Raw genomic sequence first — 16,480 nt, 5'->3', positions numbered from 1 at the left:
TCAGCACACTGGTATTTCGGTCACAGTGACGTGCAGGAGCCACTGGCGATAGGTCGATTGGCCAGTCTGTCATCGATCCAGGCCAACGCCTCGGCGGTGACGGGTAGGAACGGCAGGAGGTGGCCGATGGCCAGGCTCGGCAGAACATCGGGTATCCATCGCGTCGAGCGGTACTCGACCTGCGCTCCCTTGGCACACCAGTCGCGTGCGAGTTGGCGAACCTGCCCGGCAGGAATCACATCGTCGTTGCTACCGCTTGCGACGAGTACCGGGGCCATCGGCCGTAGGCTGCCAATGCGCTGCTCTTCGGTTCGCTTGCGGAAGTGTGGATTACGCGCGAGCAGTTCCGCTGCTGATTGGCCGCCGACCAAGTAGTCCGAAATGGATCGGTAGAAGGTTCGCATGACATCTTCGGGTACGCATGTCCGTGCAACCTCACGCCTCATCTGCTGACCCTGGGGCGTGAGGAATCGGTCAATCTCAGCACGGGTGTCCGGGTAGTCGGCGTAAACCCCATTGATGTAGTAACCAACCAGACCCACTCCTACCCCGCCTGGTCGTTGATTGCGAAACGGTCCGGCAACCACGGCCGGTGCGGTGAACATTGTCGCGATGAGGTCGGCCGGCGGGGCGCCGCTGTAGGTGCCACGGATCGGTAGTTCGGGAGCATAATCCGCCTGCGATTCAGCGGCTGCAGCGGCCGCGCCACCACCCTGGGAATAGCCGAACACGATCGTTGGCGTTGCCGGCGTAACCTCCGAGTGCGCAAGACGCTGTGCTGCTCGAATCGAATCCAAAACAGCGTGCGCCTCAGCAAGACGATTGACGTAGTCGTGCATCGCCGGTGTTCCGAGCCCGGCGTAGTCAGTGACCACCACCGACATCCCGCGTGCCAGCAGCGGATAGATCGACAGAACCTCGTACTCCGCCATCAGGTCGAGTGGGAAGTTGTAGTGGATGAGTTGACCCAGCAATTTTGACGGTGCGCACTGGTCACCCTGACCCTGGGTGCCGACGGCGACAGCAACGACTGGCCGAGGTCCAGGGCCGTGCCAGGCCTGACTCGACTTGATAAATGTTCCGGTTACCGCATTCGGACGCCCGTTTGCGTCTGTGCTGCGGTACATCACCTTCGTCGCGGTTCCCGGAATCTGTCCTGCGCCCTGCGGCAGTGCCAGCGCCAGTGCCATCGGGGCGGAACGGATCACGTCTCCTGGCCTACCACCGGGCAGCGGGACCGGCGGCGAATAGAAGGATGCAGTCGAATCCGGCGCCCCGGGGGCGGCTGGGGCATTGCCGGACCAAGTCGCGCTCGGAGCCATCGCTGCGATCAGGGCAATGATAGGAGACAGACAGAAGATGGTGAAAAGACGTCGAATTCTCATTTCGTGCTCAGCCTTTCCGTTGACTTGCCAGGTTGATTCCACCAGCCGCTTCGCGCTCCTCCTGCCGTCGAGTCACTCGGAAGTGTGACTCGTTGGGCTGTGTAAGCATTTCGGTCAGCTTTGAGCGGGTAAATGGCCACAAGTCGATATTCCCACTATCGGTGAAGTACCAAGAATTGCATCCAGAGTTCCATACCGTGGTCTTGGCGGCGGAATTTACCTCTCGGTTGAATTCCTCGGTCGCTTCCTCGGTGACCTCAGTGGTAGAAATTTCGCCGACTCTAAATTTGTCCAGCCAGGAGAGAATGTAGCGGGAGGTGACTTCAGCAGAGTACTGCAGTGAGATCGAGCCGGTCGGGGAGTTTGGCCCCAGTACTGTGAATAGATTCGGCAATCCTGGGATCGCGGTCATGCGATATGCGCGTGGACCGTCGGCCCAGATTTCGTCGAGCTGACGACCTTCTCTGCCAGTGATACGCATTGGCCGCATATAGTCATGCGCCCGGAATCCGGTGGCCAACACAATGATATCCAGCGGAAATTCTCGGCCATCGACGGTCTGGATACCCTCCTCGGTAACCCTGGCGATGTCAGTGGTGACGAGTTCGGTATTGGCGGAGCGCAAGGCGCGGTAGTACGTGCCAGAGACCACCTGCCGCTTGCATAGTGGCTCATAGTCGGGCGTCAGCGACTCGCGTAGTTGCCGATCCTGAACCTGCCTGCGCAAGCAGAGCCGGGCATACTTCTGGACCGCTCGGCGCCGCCATGTGTCATTGAGGATGACGTCCGGCAGCACCGCCGATGCCTTCAACGACATCGCATAGATCCAGGCATGCAGACCTGGGCTTCGTTCCAGAATCCTCGATACCAGTTTCGGTTGGCGTAAGTGCATGGGGGCCCACAACACCCATTGTGGTGAGCGGACGAAGTGTGTCAGCGAGCGCGCGGGTTGCTGCAGCGCCGAAACCACTTGCACTCCTGTCGAACCGGTTCCGATCACCGCAATTCTTGCTCCATCAACGTCGAGTGACTCGTCCCAACGGGCCGTGTGCACAACCTTGCCCTTGAACTCGGCGAGGCCAGGAATATTCGGATACGCCGGATTATGTAACACTCCGGTCGCGCAGATCACAAAATCGGCAAGGATTGTTTCTCCGGTATCCGTCACCACAGTCCACAGTGCCGAAGCGTCGTCGAAATCAGCGGAGACCACGGTGGTATTGAGTTGAATGTGTTCATCCAGCCCAAACTTGTCGACCACATCTCGGTGGTATCGCTGAATCTCAGGACCGGGAGCCCAGATCGACGACCAGTCCGCTTTTGGAGCGAAACCGAACTGATAAAGCTGCGAGGGAACGTCGCAGGTCAGTCCCGGATAACGATTCCAGTACCATACGCCACCGACGTCGGAACCCTTCTCCAGAACTCGGAACCGACTATATCCGGCTCCCTGGAGAGTATAGGCCATCGTTATCCCGGCAATCCCGGCGCCGATAATAACAATCTCCGGCTCGCGCTTTTCTTGACGAGGGGTAGGGGTCATGCGGAGGTCTCCTGGGCCTGAAGGGTGCGCCATACTGTTCGGCGCGCATTGACTAATGCAGCAGTGAAAGCCGCCTGTCGGCGACCTCGGGACATGAAGTTCCAGCCAAGCGCGGCCATGTCCTCGGAATTCGGTGTGATCGCGATGACTCGCAGTCCTTGTGCCCGCGCTCCGGCGATCTCGTGATGAAGTACACGGGACATCGGTTGACGCAGGAGGGTGCGCTCGACCATGCCCCCGAGCCCCGGTGCTCTGACGTTGGCGTCGGAGGCCATTGGAGCGATGACGTAGAGAACATCCAACGATGAGGGATCGATGAGGTCGACCGACGCCGTTGACGCCACACCTCCGTCGATGAAGGTGCGGTCGGCGATAACGACCGGCGGCATCCAGCCGGGCACCGCCCAGGAGGCACGCAGCGCCTCATCGACAGTTGCCGTGAGCGCATCTGGTGCCCCGAATGCCATGCGAGTACCGGTGGCCGGCTCGAACGCCACCAGCCGCGCGCCGGGATGCGCAAGCCAACCGTCCGGGCCCGCGGTGTGTTGAGCAAGCGAGGTCAGAAATCGGGTGTCGCCGCGTCCCCGCGGCGCCAAGGCGCTCAGGACTGCATGCGGCCCGACTCCGCGGGTGAATACTGCCTCGGGACAGGTGAGTTTCAGTGAGGGCCGTGGCGGAAGAGTTCGTGGCGTGAGGGCGAGGTGCTCTCGCAAGACATCGTCAGGAGGCGACCCGGCCTGCATAGCTGCCAGTTGGGAGATCGAATATCCGCCGGCCAGCTGTGTCACGATCTGTGCGCCCGCCGACGTTCCCTGCAAGAGACTGGCGTTTCGGGGGTCCCAGTCGAGTTCCTCCGCAAGCGCCATAAGTGCTGCGGTTGCCCAAGCGCCGCCGATTGTCCCGCCGCAACCGATAGCGATTCCAATCCTGGTCATGATGCCGCCCCACGTGAGTGGCTACTGTGCTGCGCGGCATGACGCGACACCCGGCTGATGTAGGCACCACGGGTGACCGGATCGGTACTCAGTGCCCTGCGATCGTCGATCGACTTGCGCGCGAACCGTTCTAGTCGCTCCGGCATAACTGCGGAGACCAGCGTCCACCCGGGACCGACCCACTCCGGCACTGATGTCTGCGCGGCGCGTGTAGCCAGCGTGCCGATGACGGCGTCAGCGACATCGATCGGATCCACGGTGGGTAGCGCACCGCCGAGAGTGGCGCCGGAGCTGAGCTCTGTGCGCACCGCGGCCGGCAGGATGGCGCAGATACTCACACCGGTGCCGTCGTACTCCTGGCGAGCGGCGAGAGAGGCGCCCAGTGCCCCGAACTTGCTTGCGTTGTAGGTCAGCATGCCGGGAATCGCGATCCGACCGGCCATCGAGGCCACGTTCACAATGTGCCCGTTCTTGCGCTCGATCATTGCCGGAATGACCGCACGGATACCGTTGAGCACCCCACGAACATTCACATCGAGAATCAAATCCGTGGTTTCTTCCGTCTCGTCAAGAAACGGCCCGAGCGGCATCACGCCGGCATTGTTCACCAGGACATCGACGCACCCGGCGCTTTGCTCAATCGTCGATACTGCCGAACTCCATGAACTGCGATCGGTGACATCGAGTGCTACCGCGTAGGAACCTGGAATTCCCGCAGCAGTTTCTTCTGCGACATCAATATCGATGTCGCAGATATAGACGGTGGCACCCTCATCGGCAAATCGACGTGCGGTTTGCGCGCCGATGCCCCGCGCACCACCGGTGATGAGCACAGTTTTCTCTCGAAGGTCGGGGATTGAGTGTCGGCGGGAAAATGGGCTCATCACTTGAACTCCTTAATAGACTGAGCAAGAAGCTCTCGACGCAGAGTCTTTCCGCTCGGATTGCGTGGAATTTCAGAAACGTCGAAGAATTGTTTCGGGATTTTGTACCTCTCGACCATCCCGCGAAGGTACGCGGAAAGTTCGTCCCGCTCGATAGCGTTGACATCATCTCTGGCAACGACAAAGGCTCGCAGTACTTGCCCGAACTCCTCGTCGTCGACGCCGATAACGGCCGCATCGGCGACCTTGCAATGTCGCGTGAGCGCCTGCTCTACCTCGAGAGGAAATACATTCTCTCCACCGGAGACAATCATGTCGTCGGAACGACCACGGAGAAATAGCAGACCAGTCTGATCGACATACCCTACGTCTCCGGTGTCGACGTAGCCGTCAACGACGTCTTTGTGGTGTGTGACACCGTTCCGGTCCGGGGTATATCCGGAATATCCAAGCGGTCCACGCACCAGTATTCGACCAGATATGCCACTCGGGGCGAGGTTGCCGTCGTCGTCGATGATGCGGATCGAGACTCCGAGTGCAGCTCTGCCTGCCGTCGCTGGGAACTTCGCCAGATCGGCTGCTGTGGCGATGCTGACCACCCCGGCCTCTGTGGAGCCGTAGCCGTTGACCAGGATGTCACCGAACATCCCGCGGAACCGAACCACAGTTGCCTCGGTGATCGGCGCGGCGCCGGTGGCAACGACCCGAAGCGATGATCGACGAGCAACATCGGCGGCAGACGGCGCGTCCAGAATGCGCTGGATCATGACCGGAACAGCGAACATGATTGTCACGCGATGACGTTCCAGATCCCGCAAGACCCCATCGGCGGCGAATGTGCGGTGGGTGACCGTTGTGACCCCGAGTGCAATGGCCCCGAGGAGGGCAAGGAGACCGAATCCGTGGAAGAACGGTGGTCCGATCAGGGCTACGTCGCCGGACCTGAGTCCGCCTCGCGCGGCACCGGTCGCCGCCAGCTGCGCAATCCCCATGGGCCGGACAGTGCGCGGCACGCCCTTGGCCAATCCCGTGGTGCCCGAGGTCAGGAGCGTGATTCGTCCCGCGCTGCGGGCAAACGAGTTCCGCCGAGTACGAGAGCCCCGCAGTGCGCGGATCGCGGCGTCCCGGTCCGAATCCGAGTCGATACAGATACACCGGCCACCAAAGTCGCTGGCGTGCAGTGCTTCTGTGAACTCAAGGTCATGCAGAACAACGTCGGGAGTGTGACGGTTGAGCAGCGCTGCCAATTGACTCGCGGGCAGTTCGGTGTTGATCGACACGGTGTCGCTGCCGATCATCGCCGAAGCGAGAAAACCGATCACGAATCCTCGGTGATTGCGGCACAGCACCCCGACAGAGCTGATGTGCTGGTTACTCTCGCGCAGTGCGACAGCAAGATCGACTGTCGCCTGGTAGAGCTCCGCGAACGTCAGCGACCCCTCGTCGTCGATGATGGCGACTCGGTCGGGATATCTGGCGGCCGACACTGCGAGCAGGCTTGCCGGGGTGGCGCCGTGGCGCCCGAGCGCGGAGATGACTCGGCCCGTAGCCATCGGGGACAGGGCCAATGCGCCACTTCGTGAGAGTGCGACAGCTGCCTCCAGCCATTGCCGTCGGCGCCCCCTCGCCGATGCCTTCGCTGACATCAGACAGCCTCGGTCGAGGTCAGCGCCGCGGGTTCGGAATTCTTCGACATGGCGCGCTGGAACGCCGCGTCTGAGGCGGCAGTCTCGCTACTCCGCCGGTCGACGAGCGAAAGAACACTGCCGAATGGCCTCTCGAAGACGATGCCGAAGAGGCGAATGAGTCCCGTCCCGCGGGGGGCAAGGTGGCGTGGCCGCCGGGTCACCGCGTAGGCCACGACGCGTGCCGCCTGACTGGGTGTGTGGCCGGGCGACTTGCTCACCCAATCCGTGGCAACCATACGACTCTTGATGTGGCCGGCATAGATCGTGGTCACATCGATGTTGTCCCGCTTGACCTCCAACGCCACCGACCTGAGCCAGACATCGAAACCGCCTTTGCAGCCAAGGTAGAACGACCACCGTGGCGCGGCGGGCGTCAGCCATAGGCCGGCCGTGGCGATGCTGACAATATGGCCGCCTCCGTTCTCCTTCATGCTGGGAAGCAGGGCCAAAGTCAGTCGCATTGGTCCCGTGAAGTTCGCTCCGACCATCGCATCCATGTCCGATATCCGCTGGGCGCTCCGGTAGATACTGCGGCGAAGTGACTTTCCGGCGTTGTGAATGACGATGTCGGCGGGGCCGTGGAGGCGGAGCATCGAGTCTGCGAACGACGTCACCGATGCTGCGTCGGAGAGGTCGACTCCGTATGCATGAGCGATGCCGCCGGACGCGGTGATCTCGTCGGCCACCTCAGCCAACCGGTCAACGCTACGCGCGATCATCACGACGACCGCGCCGTTCCTGGCGAGCAATCGTGCCGTGGCCTCTCCCTGTCCGAACGATGCGCCGGTCACCAACACCGTCTTGCCTGCGACCGCACGACGAATTCGAGCATCGTCACGTTCCATCGGCGGGCCGACCAGCCTGAGCATCAGGTCCTCGCGGAGGGCGTTGACGGAGTGACGTCGATTCTGAAGTAACATCATTATTTGAGATTATGCCACTATCTGAATAACCGCAAGGCCCTACGCGTCGGATAGGATCGGCGACGTGAACACGTCGGTGAACTCACGAGTGGTGAGCCAGTCGCAGAATCGTGCCCGCCTCAAGGCATGCGCACGGCAACTGCTGCTGGCCGATGGCTACGCGGCCACGTCCATTGCGAAGATCACCGGTGCTGCGGGACTGACGACTGGCGCCTACTACTCCAACTTCGACAACAAAGCGCAGCTCACCATCGAGTTGCTCCAAGACCTGCAAGCGGAGAATCAGCAGCACGTTGAGGCGATCCTCGCAACAGCCGATGTTGGCGCACGTATCAATGCCCTTCAGGCATGGGTGGAAACGATCCTCGCCTCAGGGTGGCCGCGACTGGAGTTGGAGTTCGCGCTCGCCAGCCGCGGTGACGCGGGTCTGGTTGAGCAGGAGGGTCACCGTAACCATGCGGCCACTCGCGCTCTGGAGAAATCGTTGGAGCAGCTGGCTCCATCCCTCACGCAAGGTCCCGTGCCCGTCCGTCGAATTGCGGAGATCATCTTGGATCTCGGCTACGGATTGGCGGTTCGCACCGTCATCGATCCGACGGTGACCTCGGACCACCTTTTCGAGATCATCAACATCGTTGCCGGACTTGTCGGTACACCCACCGCCATGTGATCGGCGCACCGGCCCAAGACCATTGTCGAGGCTGTGTACTCCGACATCCTTCCTTGGAGTGTCGGCACTGCCCAGAATCCGGCACGGACGCTGAGTCATGCGGTAGCGAAGCTACGGGACTTGGGGAAGTCAGCGAATCACGGGTCTGAGGTCGCGTCACAGATGGGCGTGAAGGCCTAACGGGCAAAGAGCATAGCGTCCTGTCCGCGTAGGGCTTCTTCGACTACTTGCTGCGGCCAGAACATGGGCAGCGGCTTACCCGGCCCGGCGCCCCGCCGCATGCCGTCCGGCCCGCCGGCCGAAGTAGGAGCCCTCACCCAACTGGGTGCCGCTGGCGTAACCCTTGCTGTCCTGTGCGATGTTGGCCGCACACGCCCCGGCCGCATAGAGGCCCGCGATGGGGGAGCCGTCGGCGTCGAGAACCTCACCGTCGACCGACGTGGCCATCCCGCCCATGGTGAAGCCCGCGTACATCGCTTTGCCCAGACTCATGTCGAACACCGCCCACGGCCCGTGATCCTGTGGCGCAAGGAATTCCGCTGACTTGTGGAAATCGGGGTCCGTGCCGTCGGCTGCATGGATGTTGTAGCGGTCCAGGGTCTTCTGCAGGTTCCCCGATGGAATGCCCAGGGCCTGTTCTATTTCCGCCACCGTCTCGTACCCATCGATCAGGGGCACCAGTGGCATCCGCGGACGCTTCATGTGCGCTTCGTCGACGACGAGGTACGCCGTCGAATCCGGTTGTTCAAGAACGAAAGCCGACGTCCGGGAGTGATAGGAGTCCTCGGCGACGAATCGGTCGCCATTCTTGTTCACCGCGATCCCGGTCAGCAGGATCGACGGCGGATACACCGGCGCGGTGCAGAACGCCTGATCCATGTGCTTGAGCGCGGCCCCCGCAGACACTCCCATCCGCAGGCCGAGCCCATCGTCGTAGGTGTTGCCCAACACAAACGGCTTCTCGGCCAGCCACGGCACGTGCTCGGCAACCATCGTCGGGTTCATCACGAAGCCGCCCGCGGCGATGACCACTCCACGGGCGCCGACGACTCCGCGTGCGCCGGAGATCGAGCGCCATGCCACGCCGGCCACCGAGCCGTCGTCGTCGACGACGAGATTGCGTGCACCGGTCTCGTACCGGACCTCGACGCCGAGTTCGGCGAGCCGCTGCACCAGTAGCTCGACGACCATCGCCGCACCACCGGTGTCTCCTGGTACAGGCACCTTGTGACCGCGCGGCGCGGGCTTGGCCATGTCCTTGAACGGCCAGACCTTCTCGTTGCCGGTGTACATCAGCCCCTGTGTCTCGGGCTGGACCACCGCCTTCTCCGGGTAGTAGCTGCGTTCGAAGGTGAAGCCGAGATTCTCCAGCCACTCGAAGTGATCGACGCTGTCGACGCAGTACGCGTGGATCTTGTCCGGCTCGGGATCGCGCGAGACCGCGGTGATGTAGCGCTCCATCTCCTCCGCGGAGTCCTCGAAGCCTGTTGCCTGTTGGACCGCCGTTCCGCCACCGAGGTAGAAGTGCCCGCCGGCCAGCGCCGTCGTCCCGCCGGCCTGGGCTGCTCGTTCGAGAACGAGCACGCGTGCGCCTGCGGTGGCCGCCTCCACCGCGGCACATCCGCCCGCGATGCCGAGGCCGACCACCACCACGTCGACCTCGTCGCTCCACTCGTCGACCGATCCGAGTGCGACGGTGTCGGGGATCGCTGCGTCCGCTGCCATGGCCATCAGCCTAACCCACCAAATAGAACACGTTCTAGTATTGTGGGGTCGTTCTGGTACGACCGGTCCGGCATCCGACCGACCCGCGTCACCTGCGCGACGACATACCCGCCCTCTCGGCGTATCAATGGTGGTGTGGCCTCCGGACTTGACCCTGATCCCGACACCATGCGGCACGCACCCGGACGGCGGGTGCCGATCCCGGTGAACGCGCTCACCGGCGTCATCGCCGTCGCCGCCGCCCTCGGGGTCGGCGAACTCGTCGCCGCGTTCATTTCCCCGGAATCCTCGCCGTACTTCGCCGTCGGATCGAGCGTCGTCGACCACTCGCCGCTGTGGATGCGGGAGTGGGCGATCAGCACCTTCGGCACCTCCGACAAGCTTGCGCTGTTCGTGGTGATGGGCGTGGTCATCGTGATCCTTGCCGGGGCGTGCGGGGTGGCCGAACGCCGCCGACCACCGATCGGGTCGATCGTCATCGTGGTGTTCGCGATCGTCGGTGTCGTCGCGTCCCTCGGGCGCCCCGGGGCGTCGGCGACGTACATGCTGCCGTCGTTGTTCGCAGGGGCGGCCGGGGTGATCGCCTTGCGGGTACTCGTCGGCATCCTCGACGCCGACGCGGACACGACCCGGGCCCATACAGCCCCGTCCGAGCACCCCGACGACGGCACCGGAGTGCTGCACGCGCCCGCCTCACGCCGCTTCGTCCTCACCGCCGCCGGGATCGCCGCGGCCGCCGTCGCCGTCGGCGCGCTCGGACGGACGCTGCTCGCCGGTGCCGCCAAGACCATCGCCGACCGCAACGCGCTGCGGCTGCCCGCCCCGGCCTCCCCCGCACCGCCGGTACCGGCGTCGGCCGACATCGGGGTACCGGGCGCGACCCCGTTCGTCACGGGCAACGCCGACTTCTACCGGATCGACACCGCCCTGCAGGTCCCGCAGTTGACCACCGGCGACTGGCAATTGCGGGTGCACGGCATGGTCGACAACGAGTTCACCCTCTCCTGGGACGACCTGCTGGCGATGCCGATGACCGAACGGCTGGTCACCCTGACGTGTGTGTCCAACGAGGTCGGCGGCGACCTGATCGGCAACGCCCGCTGGCTCGGGGTCGCGATGAAAGACCTCCTCGACCGCGCGGGCGTGCGCCCCGGCGCGAACATGCTGTACTCCACCAGCTCCGACGGATGGACCTGCGGCACACCGGTATCGGCGATCACCGACAACCGGGACGCATTGCTGGCGATCGGGATGAACGGCCAGCCGCTACCGGTCGAGCACGGCTACCCGGTGCGGCAGGTGATCCCGGGTCTCTACGGATACGTCTCGGCCACCAAGTGGGTCGTCGACTGGGAGCTCACCACCTTCGACAAGGCGCAGGCGTACTGGACCTCGCGCGGGTGGTCACAGCTGGGACCGATCAAGATCTCCTCTCGTATCGACCGGCCGTCGAGCTCGGATCTGCCTGCCGGACAAGTGGTCCTGGCCGGTACCTCGTGGTATCAACACACCGGCATCGCCGCCGTCGAGGTCCGCATCGACGACGGCCCGTGGGAGCAGGCGACGCTGGCCGCCGACTACAGCGACGACACCTGGCGGCCGTGGAAGTACGTGTGGCAGGCCGGTGCCGGGCAGCACAGGGTCACGTGCCGGGCGATCGGCAAGGACGGAGCGGTGCAGACCTCGGCGACCGCCGACCCGGTGCCCGACGGCGCGACCGGCCTGGATTCGCGGACCTACTCGATATCCTGACCAGGCGCAGCCGCGTCGCGAAGCGCAACGCGGCCATCGCGGCGCCCTCCCGGTTCGCTCGCCTCTCGACGCGAGCGGGGCTGTCGCGAGCCGGAGCTGTCAGGCGCCGGGTTCGACGACGGATCTCTCAGGGAGCGTCATAGGCATGGGTACGGGCGGACCGGCGCCGCGGGCACCCGGCCACGGGCGTGTAGCCGCAGATCGGCTCGACCCGGCTGAGCGCCGAGGACAGCCGACGCCCGCAGAACTCGCGGCGTTGTTCGCCTCGCTCGGCCGACCCGCTCACTGGCGGCAACGAGTGGGCAATCCGGGCATGGGCCTCGTCAAAAAAGGTGAGCAAGTCAACGCGGTTGATCAGCGTCAGCTGAGGTCATGTTATGTTCGTCGCACGTTTTTCTCAGGCGGCGACGCAATCCGTTGCCCCACCCCGACCGCATCGCTGCGGTACGGCCGATCAGCGCACCGACCGGGCCGATCGTTCGTCGTCGTCGATGCGCACCTGACAAGTCGCAACGTAATGAGTCGTTCGACAACAACCGACGACAACGAAAGACAACGAATAGCAATGAGTGTGGGTGTCGTGCGCGAAACGGCCTCCGGAGAGCGTCGCGTGGCGCTGGTCCCGAAGGTCGTCGCGTCGCTGGTGGGCAAGAAAGTCCCCGTGATCGTGGAAGAGGGCGCCGGTCTCGGGGCGCTGATCCCGGATTCCGAATACCTCGATGCGGGGGCAACGATCGGTGATCCGTATTCCGCTGATGTGGTGCTGCGGGTATCGCCGCCGTCGGATACAGAGATCGGCGCGTTGCGCAGCGGTCAGAAACTGATCGGCTTCCTGTCTCCACGCAACGCCGATAACAAGATCGGTGCGCTGCGTGACGCGGGGGTGGAGGCCTACGCCGTCGAGGCGATCCCCCGTATTTCGCGCGCACAGGTGATGGACGCGCTGAGTTCGCAGGCCAATGTCTCGGGCTACAAGTCGGTCATCGTGGCCGCCGATCTGTCGACGCGGTTCTTCCCGATGCTGACCACCGCAGCGGGCACGGTGAAGCCGGCGACGGCGCTGATCCTCGGTGTGGGTGTGGCGGGCTTGCAGGCGTTGGCCACGGCCAAGCGTCTGGGCGCGCGGACCACCGGCTACGACGTGCGACCCGAGGTTGCCGAGCAGGTGCGTTCGGTCGGTGCCCAGTGGCTCGATCTGGGTATCGACGCCGCCGGTGAGGGCGGATACGCCCGAGAGCTGACCGAGGATGAGCGGGCCCAGCAGCAGCAGGCGCTCGAGGACGCGATCAAGGGTTTCGACGTGGTGATCACCACCGCGTTGGTGCCGGGTCGGCCGGCTCCGCGCCTGGTCACCGCCGCTGCGGTGGAGGGCATGAAGCCGGGCAGCGTGATCGTCGACCTGGCCGGGGAGACCGGCGGCAACTGCGAGCTCACCGAGCCCGGGCAGACCGTCGTCAAGCACGACGTCACCATCACCTCGCCGTTGAACCTGCCGGCCACCATGCCCGAGCACGCCAGTGAGCTCTATGCAAAAAACCTGTTCGCTCTGATTGATCTGATGCTCGATGAATCCGGTTCGCTGGCACCGGATTTCGAGGACGAGGTCATCGCCGCTGCGTGCGTGACACGTGACAAGGAGCCCTCGGCCTGATGTATACCGAACTATTCGCCAATATCGCGATTCTCGTTCTGGCGGGATTCGTGGGTTTCGCCGTCATCTCGAAGGTTCCCAACACCCTGCACACCCCGCTGATGTCGGGGACGAACGCCATCCACGGCATCGTCGTGCTCGGTGCGCTGGTGGTGCTGGGATCGCTGCCCGCCGACGCCAACTGGGGCGTGCGCATCATCGCGTTCGTCGCGCTGGTGTTTGGAACGCTCAACGTGGTCGGCGGGTTCGCCGTCACCGACCGCATGCTGGGCATGTTCAAGGGTAAGAAGGAGGCCGGTAAGTGAGCACCACCACTGTTGCGCTCTCAGTCCAGGACATGATCGGCGCCGGTGACTCCGGGCAGGTCTCCGAGGCCCTCGGGTACGGTGTCACCGCGCTCTACATCGTCGCGTTCTCACTGTTCATCTATGGCCTGATGGGTTTGACCGGTCCGAAGACCGCGGTGCGCGGCAACTGGATCGCCGCGGTCGGCATGGGCATCGCGATCGTCGCGACGCTGCTCGGCGTCTACAACAACGCCGGCGATGCCGGAGTGCCGGGTATCAACTGGATTCTGATCGTCGTCGGCCTCCTGGTCGGCGTGGGGCTGGGCATTCCGCCGGCGCTCAAGACCAAGATGACCGCGATGCCGCAGCTGGTGGCGCTGTTCAATGGCGTCGGCGGTGGCACCGTCGCGTTGATCGCATGGTCGGAGTACATCGAGTCCGATGGCTTCACCCAACTGCACGAGACACCCGACGTGCACGTCATCATCGGGTCGCTGTTCGCGGCGATCATCGGTTCGATCTCGTTTTGGGGCTCGCTGGTGGCGTTCGCGAAGCTGCAGGAGCTGCTGAACAAGAACTTTGAGAAGACGGTGGTCAAGGCCGCCAAGGCCTTCCAGTTCGCCAACATCGTCCTGGGCATCGCGGCCATCGCGATCGCCGTCTACATCGGTGTCTCGGCCGATTCGACGTCGGCCACGCCGTGGTACTGGATCGTGGCGCTGCTCGTGGTCGCCGGCGTGATGGGCCTGTTCGTGGTGTTCCCGATCGGCGGCGCCGACATGCCGGTGGTCATCTCGCTGCTCAACGCGATGACGGGTCTGTCGGCAGCGGCGGCGGGTCTCGCGCTCAACAACCAGGCGATGATCGTGGCCGGCATGATCGTCGGCGCTTCGGGTTCGATTCTCACCAACCTGATGGCCAAGGCGATGAACCGGTCGATCCCGGCCATCATCTTCGGCGCGTTCGGCGGCGGTGACGACGCCGGCGTCGGTGGCGGTGGCGCCGAGGGCGGCACGGTCAAGGCGACCTCGGCCGCGGACGCCGCGATCCAGATGGCCTACGCCAACCAGGTGATCGTGGTGCCGGGGTACGGCCTCGCGGTCGCGCAGGCCCAGCACACCGTCAAGGAGATGGCGACCCTGCTCGAGGCCAAGGGCGTCGAGGTCAAGTACGCCATCCACCCGGTTGCCGGCCGGATGCCCGGACACATGAACGTGCTCCTGGCAGAAGCGGACGTGCCCTACGACGCGATGAAGGAGATGGACGACATCAATGGCGAGTTCGCTCGCACCGATGTCGCGATCGTGATCGGCGCCAACGACGTCACCAACCCGGCGGCGCGCAACGATCCGGGCTCCCCGATCCACGGCATGCCGATCCTCAACGTCGACCAGGCGCGATCGGTGATCGTACTCAAACGCGGCATGAGTTCCGGGTACGCCGGCATCGAGAACCCGCTGTTCTATCTCGATCACACCTCCATGCTGTTCGGCGACGCCAAGAAGTCCGTCGACTCGGTCATCGAGGAGCTCAAGGCTCTCTAGGGTGTGTCTCCCGATTCTCCTGCCAAGACCCGCAAAGGGAATTGGGAGACACACCCTAGACGTCCGTCCCCGACGCCCCGCCTGCAGGGCGATGCCGCTGGTCATGTGAGCCGCGGTGTCCGCCACCCAGGGCGGGGCGTCGTTGTGTGCCGGTGTCGGCCTTGTCGTGTCTCGGTGTTGTCGAACCGAGACCGTCGGTGATCGAGATGAGACCGGCTCCGGCTGGCAGCCGCGCACCCACCTGGCCCTACTGTTACTTTGGTGACTGGTGTGACCAGAGTGAAAGTGCGGTTTCGTCGAAACACGGAGGTCGTCCTTGCGGCGTCGGCGGTCACCGGTGTCGTTGTCGGAACCCTGCCATCGTCCTCGGAGGATCACCTAACGACGGCAGCGGTCAGTGTCGACCCGGTCAGCCTCTACAACGCCGCGCAGCAGAAGTTCTCCGCCGGTGACGTGCCGGCCGGCCTCACCGACCTGCGGCAGGCGCTGACGCTGTGGCCGGCGGACGGGCAGTCGTTGGCGCTGCAGGCCATCTGGGCCGATCAGGAGTCGGATACCGCAGTGGGGAGTGCGGCGGTGAATAGACTGTCGGTGATCAATCCGTTGCTGGCCAGACCGCCCGGTCCATCATCGACGGCGTCACCTCGGCCGCGGCCATCGTGCCGAGTACCGAACCCACGACGGTGTCGGGAAATCCGGCCATCGTCATTCTCGGCTTCGGGCTGTCGCCGCAGGGCAAGCGTGGCCCCGGAATTGATCAAGCGACTCGCGCCAGGCAAGGCCGAGGCGGCAGTGATGCCGACGGCCACGGTCATTGTCACCGGCGGCAAGCCGCAGAACGGGATCACCGAGGCCGCGGTGATGAAGAAATGGCTGATCGACAACGGGATCGATGCCTCGCGCATCCTCACCGAGGACTCCTCGGTATCCACCGTCGCCAACGCGCAGAACTCCGCCAACCTCCTGGCCGCACGCGGCATCCGCGACGTCATTCTGGCCACCTCGCCCAACCATATCCGTCGCGCCGCAGCCGATTTCGCGGCGACCGGGTTGCGTGTGGTCCACTCGGTCACCACCGACACCGATCTCGCGAAGAACGCGACCCCGCTACCCAAGGACAAGCAGACAGGTATTCGCGTCGAGGCCACGCGTACCGGCGGCATCCCGGCGAGCCGAACCCCGCTGTTGCCCGCAGATCAGTTACCCGACGTCGGGCCGGGTCTCATCGGCGATATCGGCGACAAGATCCTCAATGAGCTACTGGAGTCGGGGGTCGAGCGGCGGACCGTAGCGCGGTCGGTCGACCGATGAGTTCGGGAGTGCCGAGGTGTCCGTTGTGGCACCACCCCACCAGGTCGGGTTCGACCAGCCAGGAGGGCATCATGAACACCATCGACTCGACCACCGCCATCGGCACCACCACCACTGAATCGCGACGAGCCGTTCATAGACAGCATCTTTCAGTTGGTGCGCCGTCGCGACGACAGTCTCAT

The 16,480-nt window shown here is 64.1% G+C and carries 13 protein-coding genes; 6 read left to right on the top strand and 7 right to left on the bottom strand.

The genetic code is table 11. The features are described 5' to 3' along the window. Window positions 1-20 precede the first annotated feature (20 nt). The 6 genes from EF294_RS14350 to EF294_RS14325 all read right to left on the bottom strand — a co-directional run bounded on the left by EF294_RS14350 (window position 21) and on the right by EF294_RS14325 (window position 7,358). Entirely contained in the window at window positions 21-1,208 is a 1,188-nt protein-coding gene (locus EF294_RS14350; RefSeq protein ID WP_185091091.1) for a lipase family protein, read from the bottom strand. A 184-nt stretch (window positions 1,209-1,392) separates the two neighbouring features. Further along, window positions 1,393-2,928: a flavin-containing monooxygenase gene (locus EF294_RS14345; RefSeq protein WP_123931248.1), complete on the bottom strand. Its 1,536-nt coding sequence runs from the start codon at window positions 2,926-2,928 to the stop codon at window positions 1,393-1,395. After that, window positions 2,925-3,863 (bottom strand): patatin-like phospholipase family protein, encoded by a 939-nt coding sequence (locus EF294_RS14340; protein WP_123931246.1) that lies wholly within the window; start codon window positions 3,861-3,863, stop codon window positions 2,925-2,927. The genes EF294_RS14345 and EF294_RS14340 overlap by 4 nt, the downstream gene beginning before the upstream one ends. Then, window positions 3,860-4,747 carry an SDR family oxidoreductase gene (locus EF294_RS14335; RefSeq protein WP_123931244.1) on the bottom strand — a complete coding sequence of 296 codons (888 nt, stop codon included), beginning with the start codon at window positions 4,745-4,747 and terminating at the stop codon, window positions 3,860-3,862. Before EF294_RS14335 ends, EF294_RS14340 begins: the two co-directional genes overlap by 4 nt. Then, window positions 4,747-6,300, bottom strand: coding sequence for an AMP-binding protein (locus EF294_RS14330; protein WP_246007867.1), 1,554 nt, complete (start codon window positions 6,298-6,300; stop codon window positions 4,747-4,749). The genes EF294_RS14335 and EF294_RS14330 overlap by 1 nt, the downstream gene beginning before the upstream one ends. Window positions 6,301-6,392: 92 nt before the next feature. Further along, window positions 6,393-7,358, bottom strand: coding sequence for an SDR family NAD(P)-dependent oxidoreductase (locus EF294_RS14325; RefSeq protein ID WP_123931240.1), 966 nt, complete (start codon window positions 7,356-7,358; stop codon window positions 6,393-6,395). 64 nt (window positions 7,359-7,422) lie between these two features. On the opposite strand from EF294_RS14325, the gene EF294_RS14320 reads away from it, so the two are divergent. After that, window positions 7,423-8,028, top strand: coding sequence for a TetR/AcrR family transcriptional regulator (locus tag EF294_RS14320; protein WP_246007866.1), 606 nt, complete (start codon window positions 7,423-7,425; stop codon window positions 8,026-8,028). A gap of 255 nt (window positions 8,029-8,283) precedes the next feature. Here the strand turns inward: EF294_RS14320 and EF294_RS14315 are convergent, their stop codons facing one another. Further along, the gene (locus EF294_RS14315; protein WP_123931238.1) at window positions 8,284-9,753 is read right to left on the bottom strand and encodes an FAD-binding protein; all 1,470 of its coding nucleotides are present in this window, start codon (window positions 9,751-9,753) and stop codon (window positions 8,284-8,286) included. A gap of 168 nt (window positions 9,754-9,921) precedes the next feature. Here EF294_RS14315 and EF294_RS14310 point away from each other — a divergent pair, with 168 nt between their 5' ends. From EF294_RS14310 to EF294_RS14290, 5 genes are all read left to right on the top strand, one after another. Beyond that, window positions 9,922-11,505 carry a molybdopterin-dependent oxidoreductase gene (locus tag EF294_RS14310; protein WP_123931384.1) on the top strand — a complete coding sequence of 528 codons (1,584 nt, stop codon included), beginning with the start codon at window positions 9,922-9,924 and terminating at the stop codon, window positions 11,503-11,505. A gap of 565 nt (window positions 11,506-12,070) precedes the next feature. Next, the gene (locus EF294_RS14305) at window positions 12,071-13,156 is read left to right on the top strand and encodes an NAD(P) transhydrogenase subunit alpha (RefSeq protein WP_123931236.1); all 1,086 of its coding nucleotides are present in this window, start codon (window positions 12,071-12,073) and stop codon (window positions 13,154-13,156) included. Beyond that, window positions 13,156-13,461, top strand: a complete 306-nt coding sequence (locus EF294_RS14300) for an NAD(P) transhydrogenase subunit alpha part 2 (RefSeq protein WP_123931234.1) — start codon at window positions 13,156-13,158, stop codon at window positions 13,459-13,461. Before EF294_RS14305 ends, EF294_RS14300 begins: the two co-directional genes overlap by 1 nt. Before the next feature lie 32 nt (window positions 13,462-13,493). Next, window positions 13,494-14,987, top strand: coding sequence for an NAD(P)(+) transhydrogenase (Re/Si-specific) subunit beta (locus EF294_RS14295; protein ID WP_123931382.1), 1,494 nt, complete (start codon window positions 13,494-13,496; stop codon window positions 14,985-14,987). Between the two features lie 270 nt (window positions 14,988-15,257). Further along, complete coding sequence (locus EF294_RS14290; RefSeq protein WP_425459435.1) at window positions 15,258-16,298, top strand: YdcF family protein; 1,041 nt, start codon at window positions 15,258-15,260, stop codon at window positions 16,296-16,298. Window positions 16,299-16,480 lie beyond the last annotated feature (182 nt).

Source organism: Gordonia oryzae (assembly GCF_003797185.1).
Taxonomy (GTDB): Bacteria; Actinomycetota; Actinomycetes; order Mycobacteriales; family Mycobacteriaceae; genus Gordonia; species Gordonia oryzae.
This window is presented reverse-complemented; position numbering and strand designations above follow the sequence as displayed.

What these genes read in the sequence shown, in the direction of transcription:
- EF294_RS14345 (WP_123931248.1), bottom strand. Translation starts at nt 2,928, where the DNA reads ATGACCCCTACCCCTCGTCAAGAAAAGCGCGAGCCGGAGATTGTTATT.
- EF294_RS14310 (WP_123931384.1), top strand. Translation starts at nt 9,922, where the DNA reads ATGCGGCACGCACCCGGACGGCGGGTGCCGATCCCGGTGAACGCGCTC.
- EF294_RS14330 (WP_246007867.1), bottom strand. Translation starts at nt 6,300, where the DNA reads ATGGCTACGGGCCGAGTCATCTCCGCGCTCGGGCGCCACGGCGCCACC.
- EF294_RS14295 (WP_123931382.1), top strand. Translation starts at nt 13,494, where the DNA reads ATGATCGGCGCCGGTGACTCCGGGCAGGTCTCCGAGGCCCTCGGGTAC.
- EF294_RS14325 (WP_123931240.1), bottom strand. Translation starts at nt 7,358, where the DNA reads ATGATGTTACTTCAGAATCGACGTCACTCCGTCAACGCCCTCCGCGAG.
- EF294_RS14305 (WP_123931236.1), top strand. Translation starts at nt 12,071, where the DNA reads ATGAGTGTGGGTGTCGTGCGCGAAACGGCCTCCGGAGAGCGTCGCGTG.
- EF294_RS14340 (WP_123931246.1), bottom strand. Translation starts at nt 3,863, where the DNA reads ATGACCAGGATTGGAATCGCTATCGGTTGCGGCGGGACAATCGGCGGC.
- EF294_RS14315 (WP_123931238.1), bottom strand. Translation starts at nt 9,753, where the DNA reads ATGGCAGCGGACGCAGCGATCCCCGACACCGTCGCACTCGGATCGGTC.
- EF294_RS14300 (WP_123931234.1), top strand. Translation starts at nt 13,156, where the DNA reads ATGTATACCGAACTATTCGCCAATATCGCGATTCTCGTTCTGGCGGGA.
- EF294_RS14335 (WP_123931244.1), bottom strand. Translation starts at nt 4,747, where the DNA reads ATGAGCCCATTTTCCCGCCGACACTCAATCCCCGACCTTCGAGAGAAA.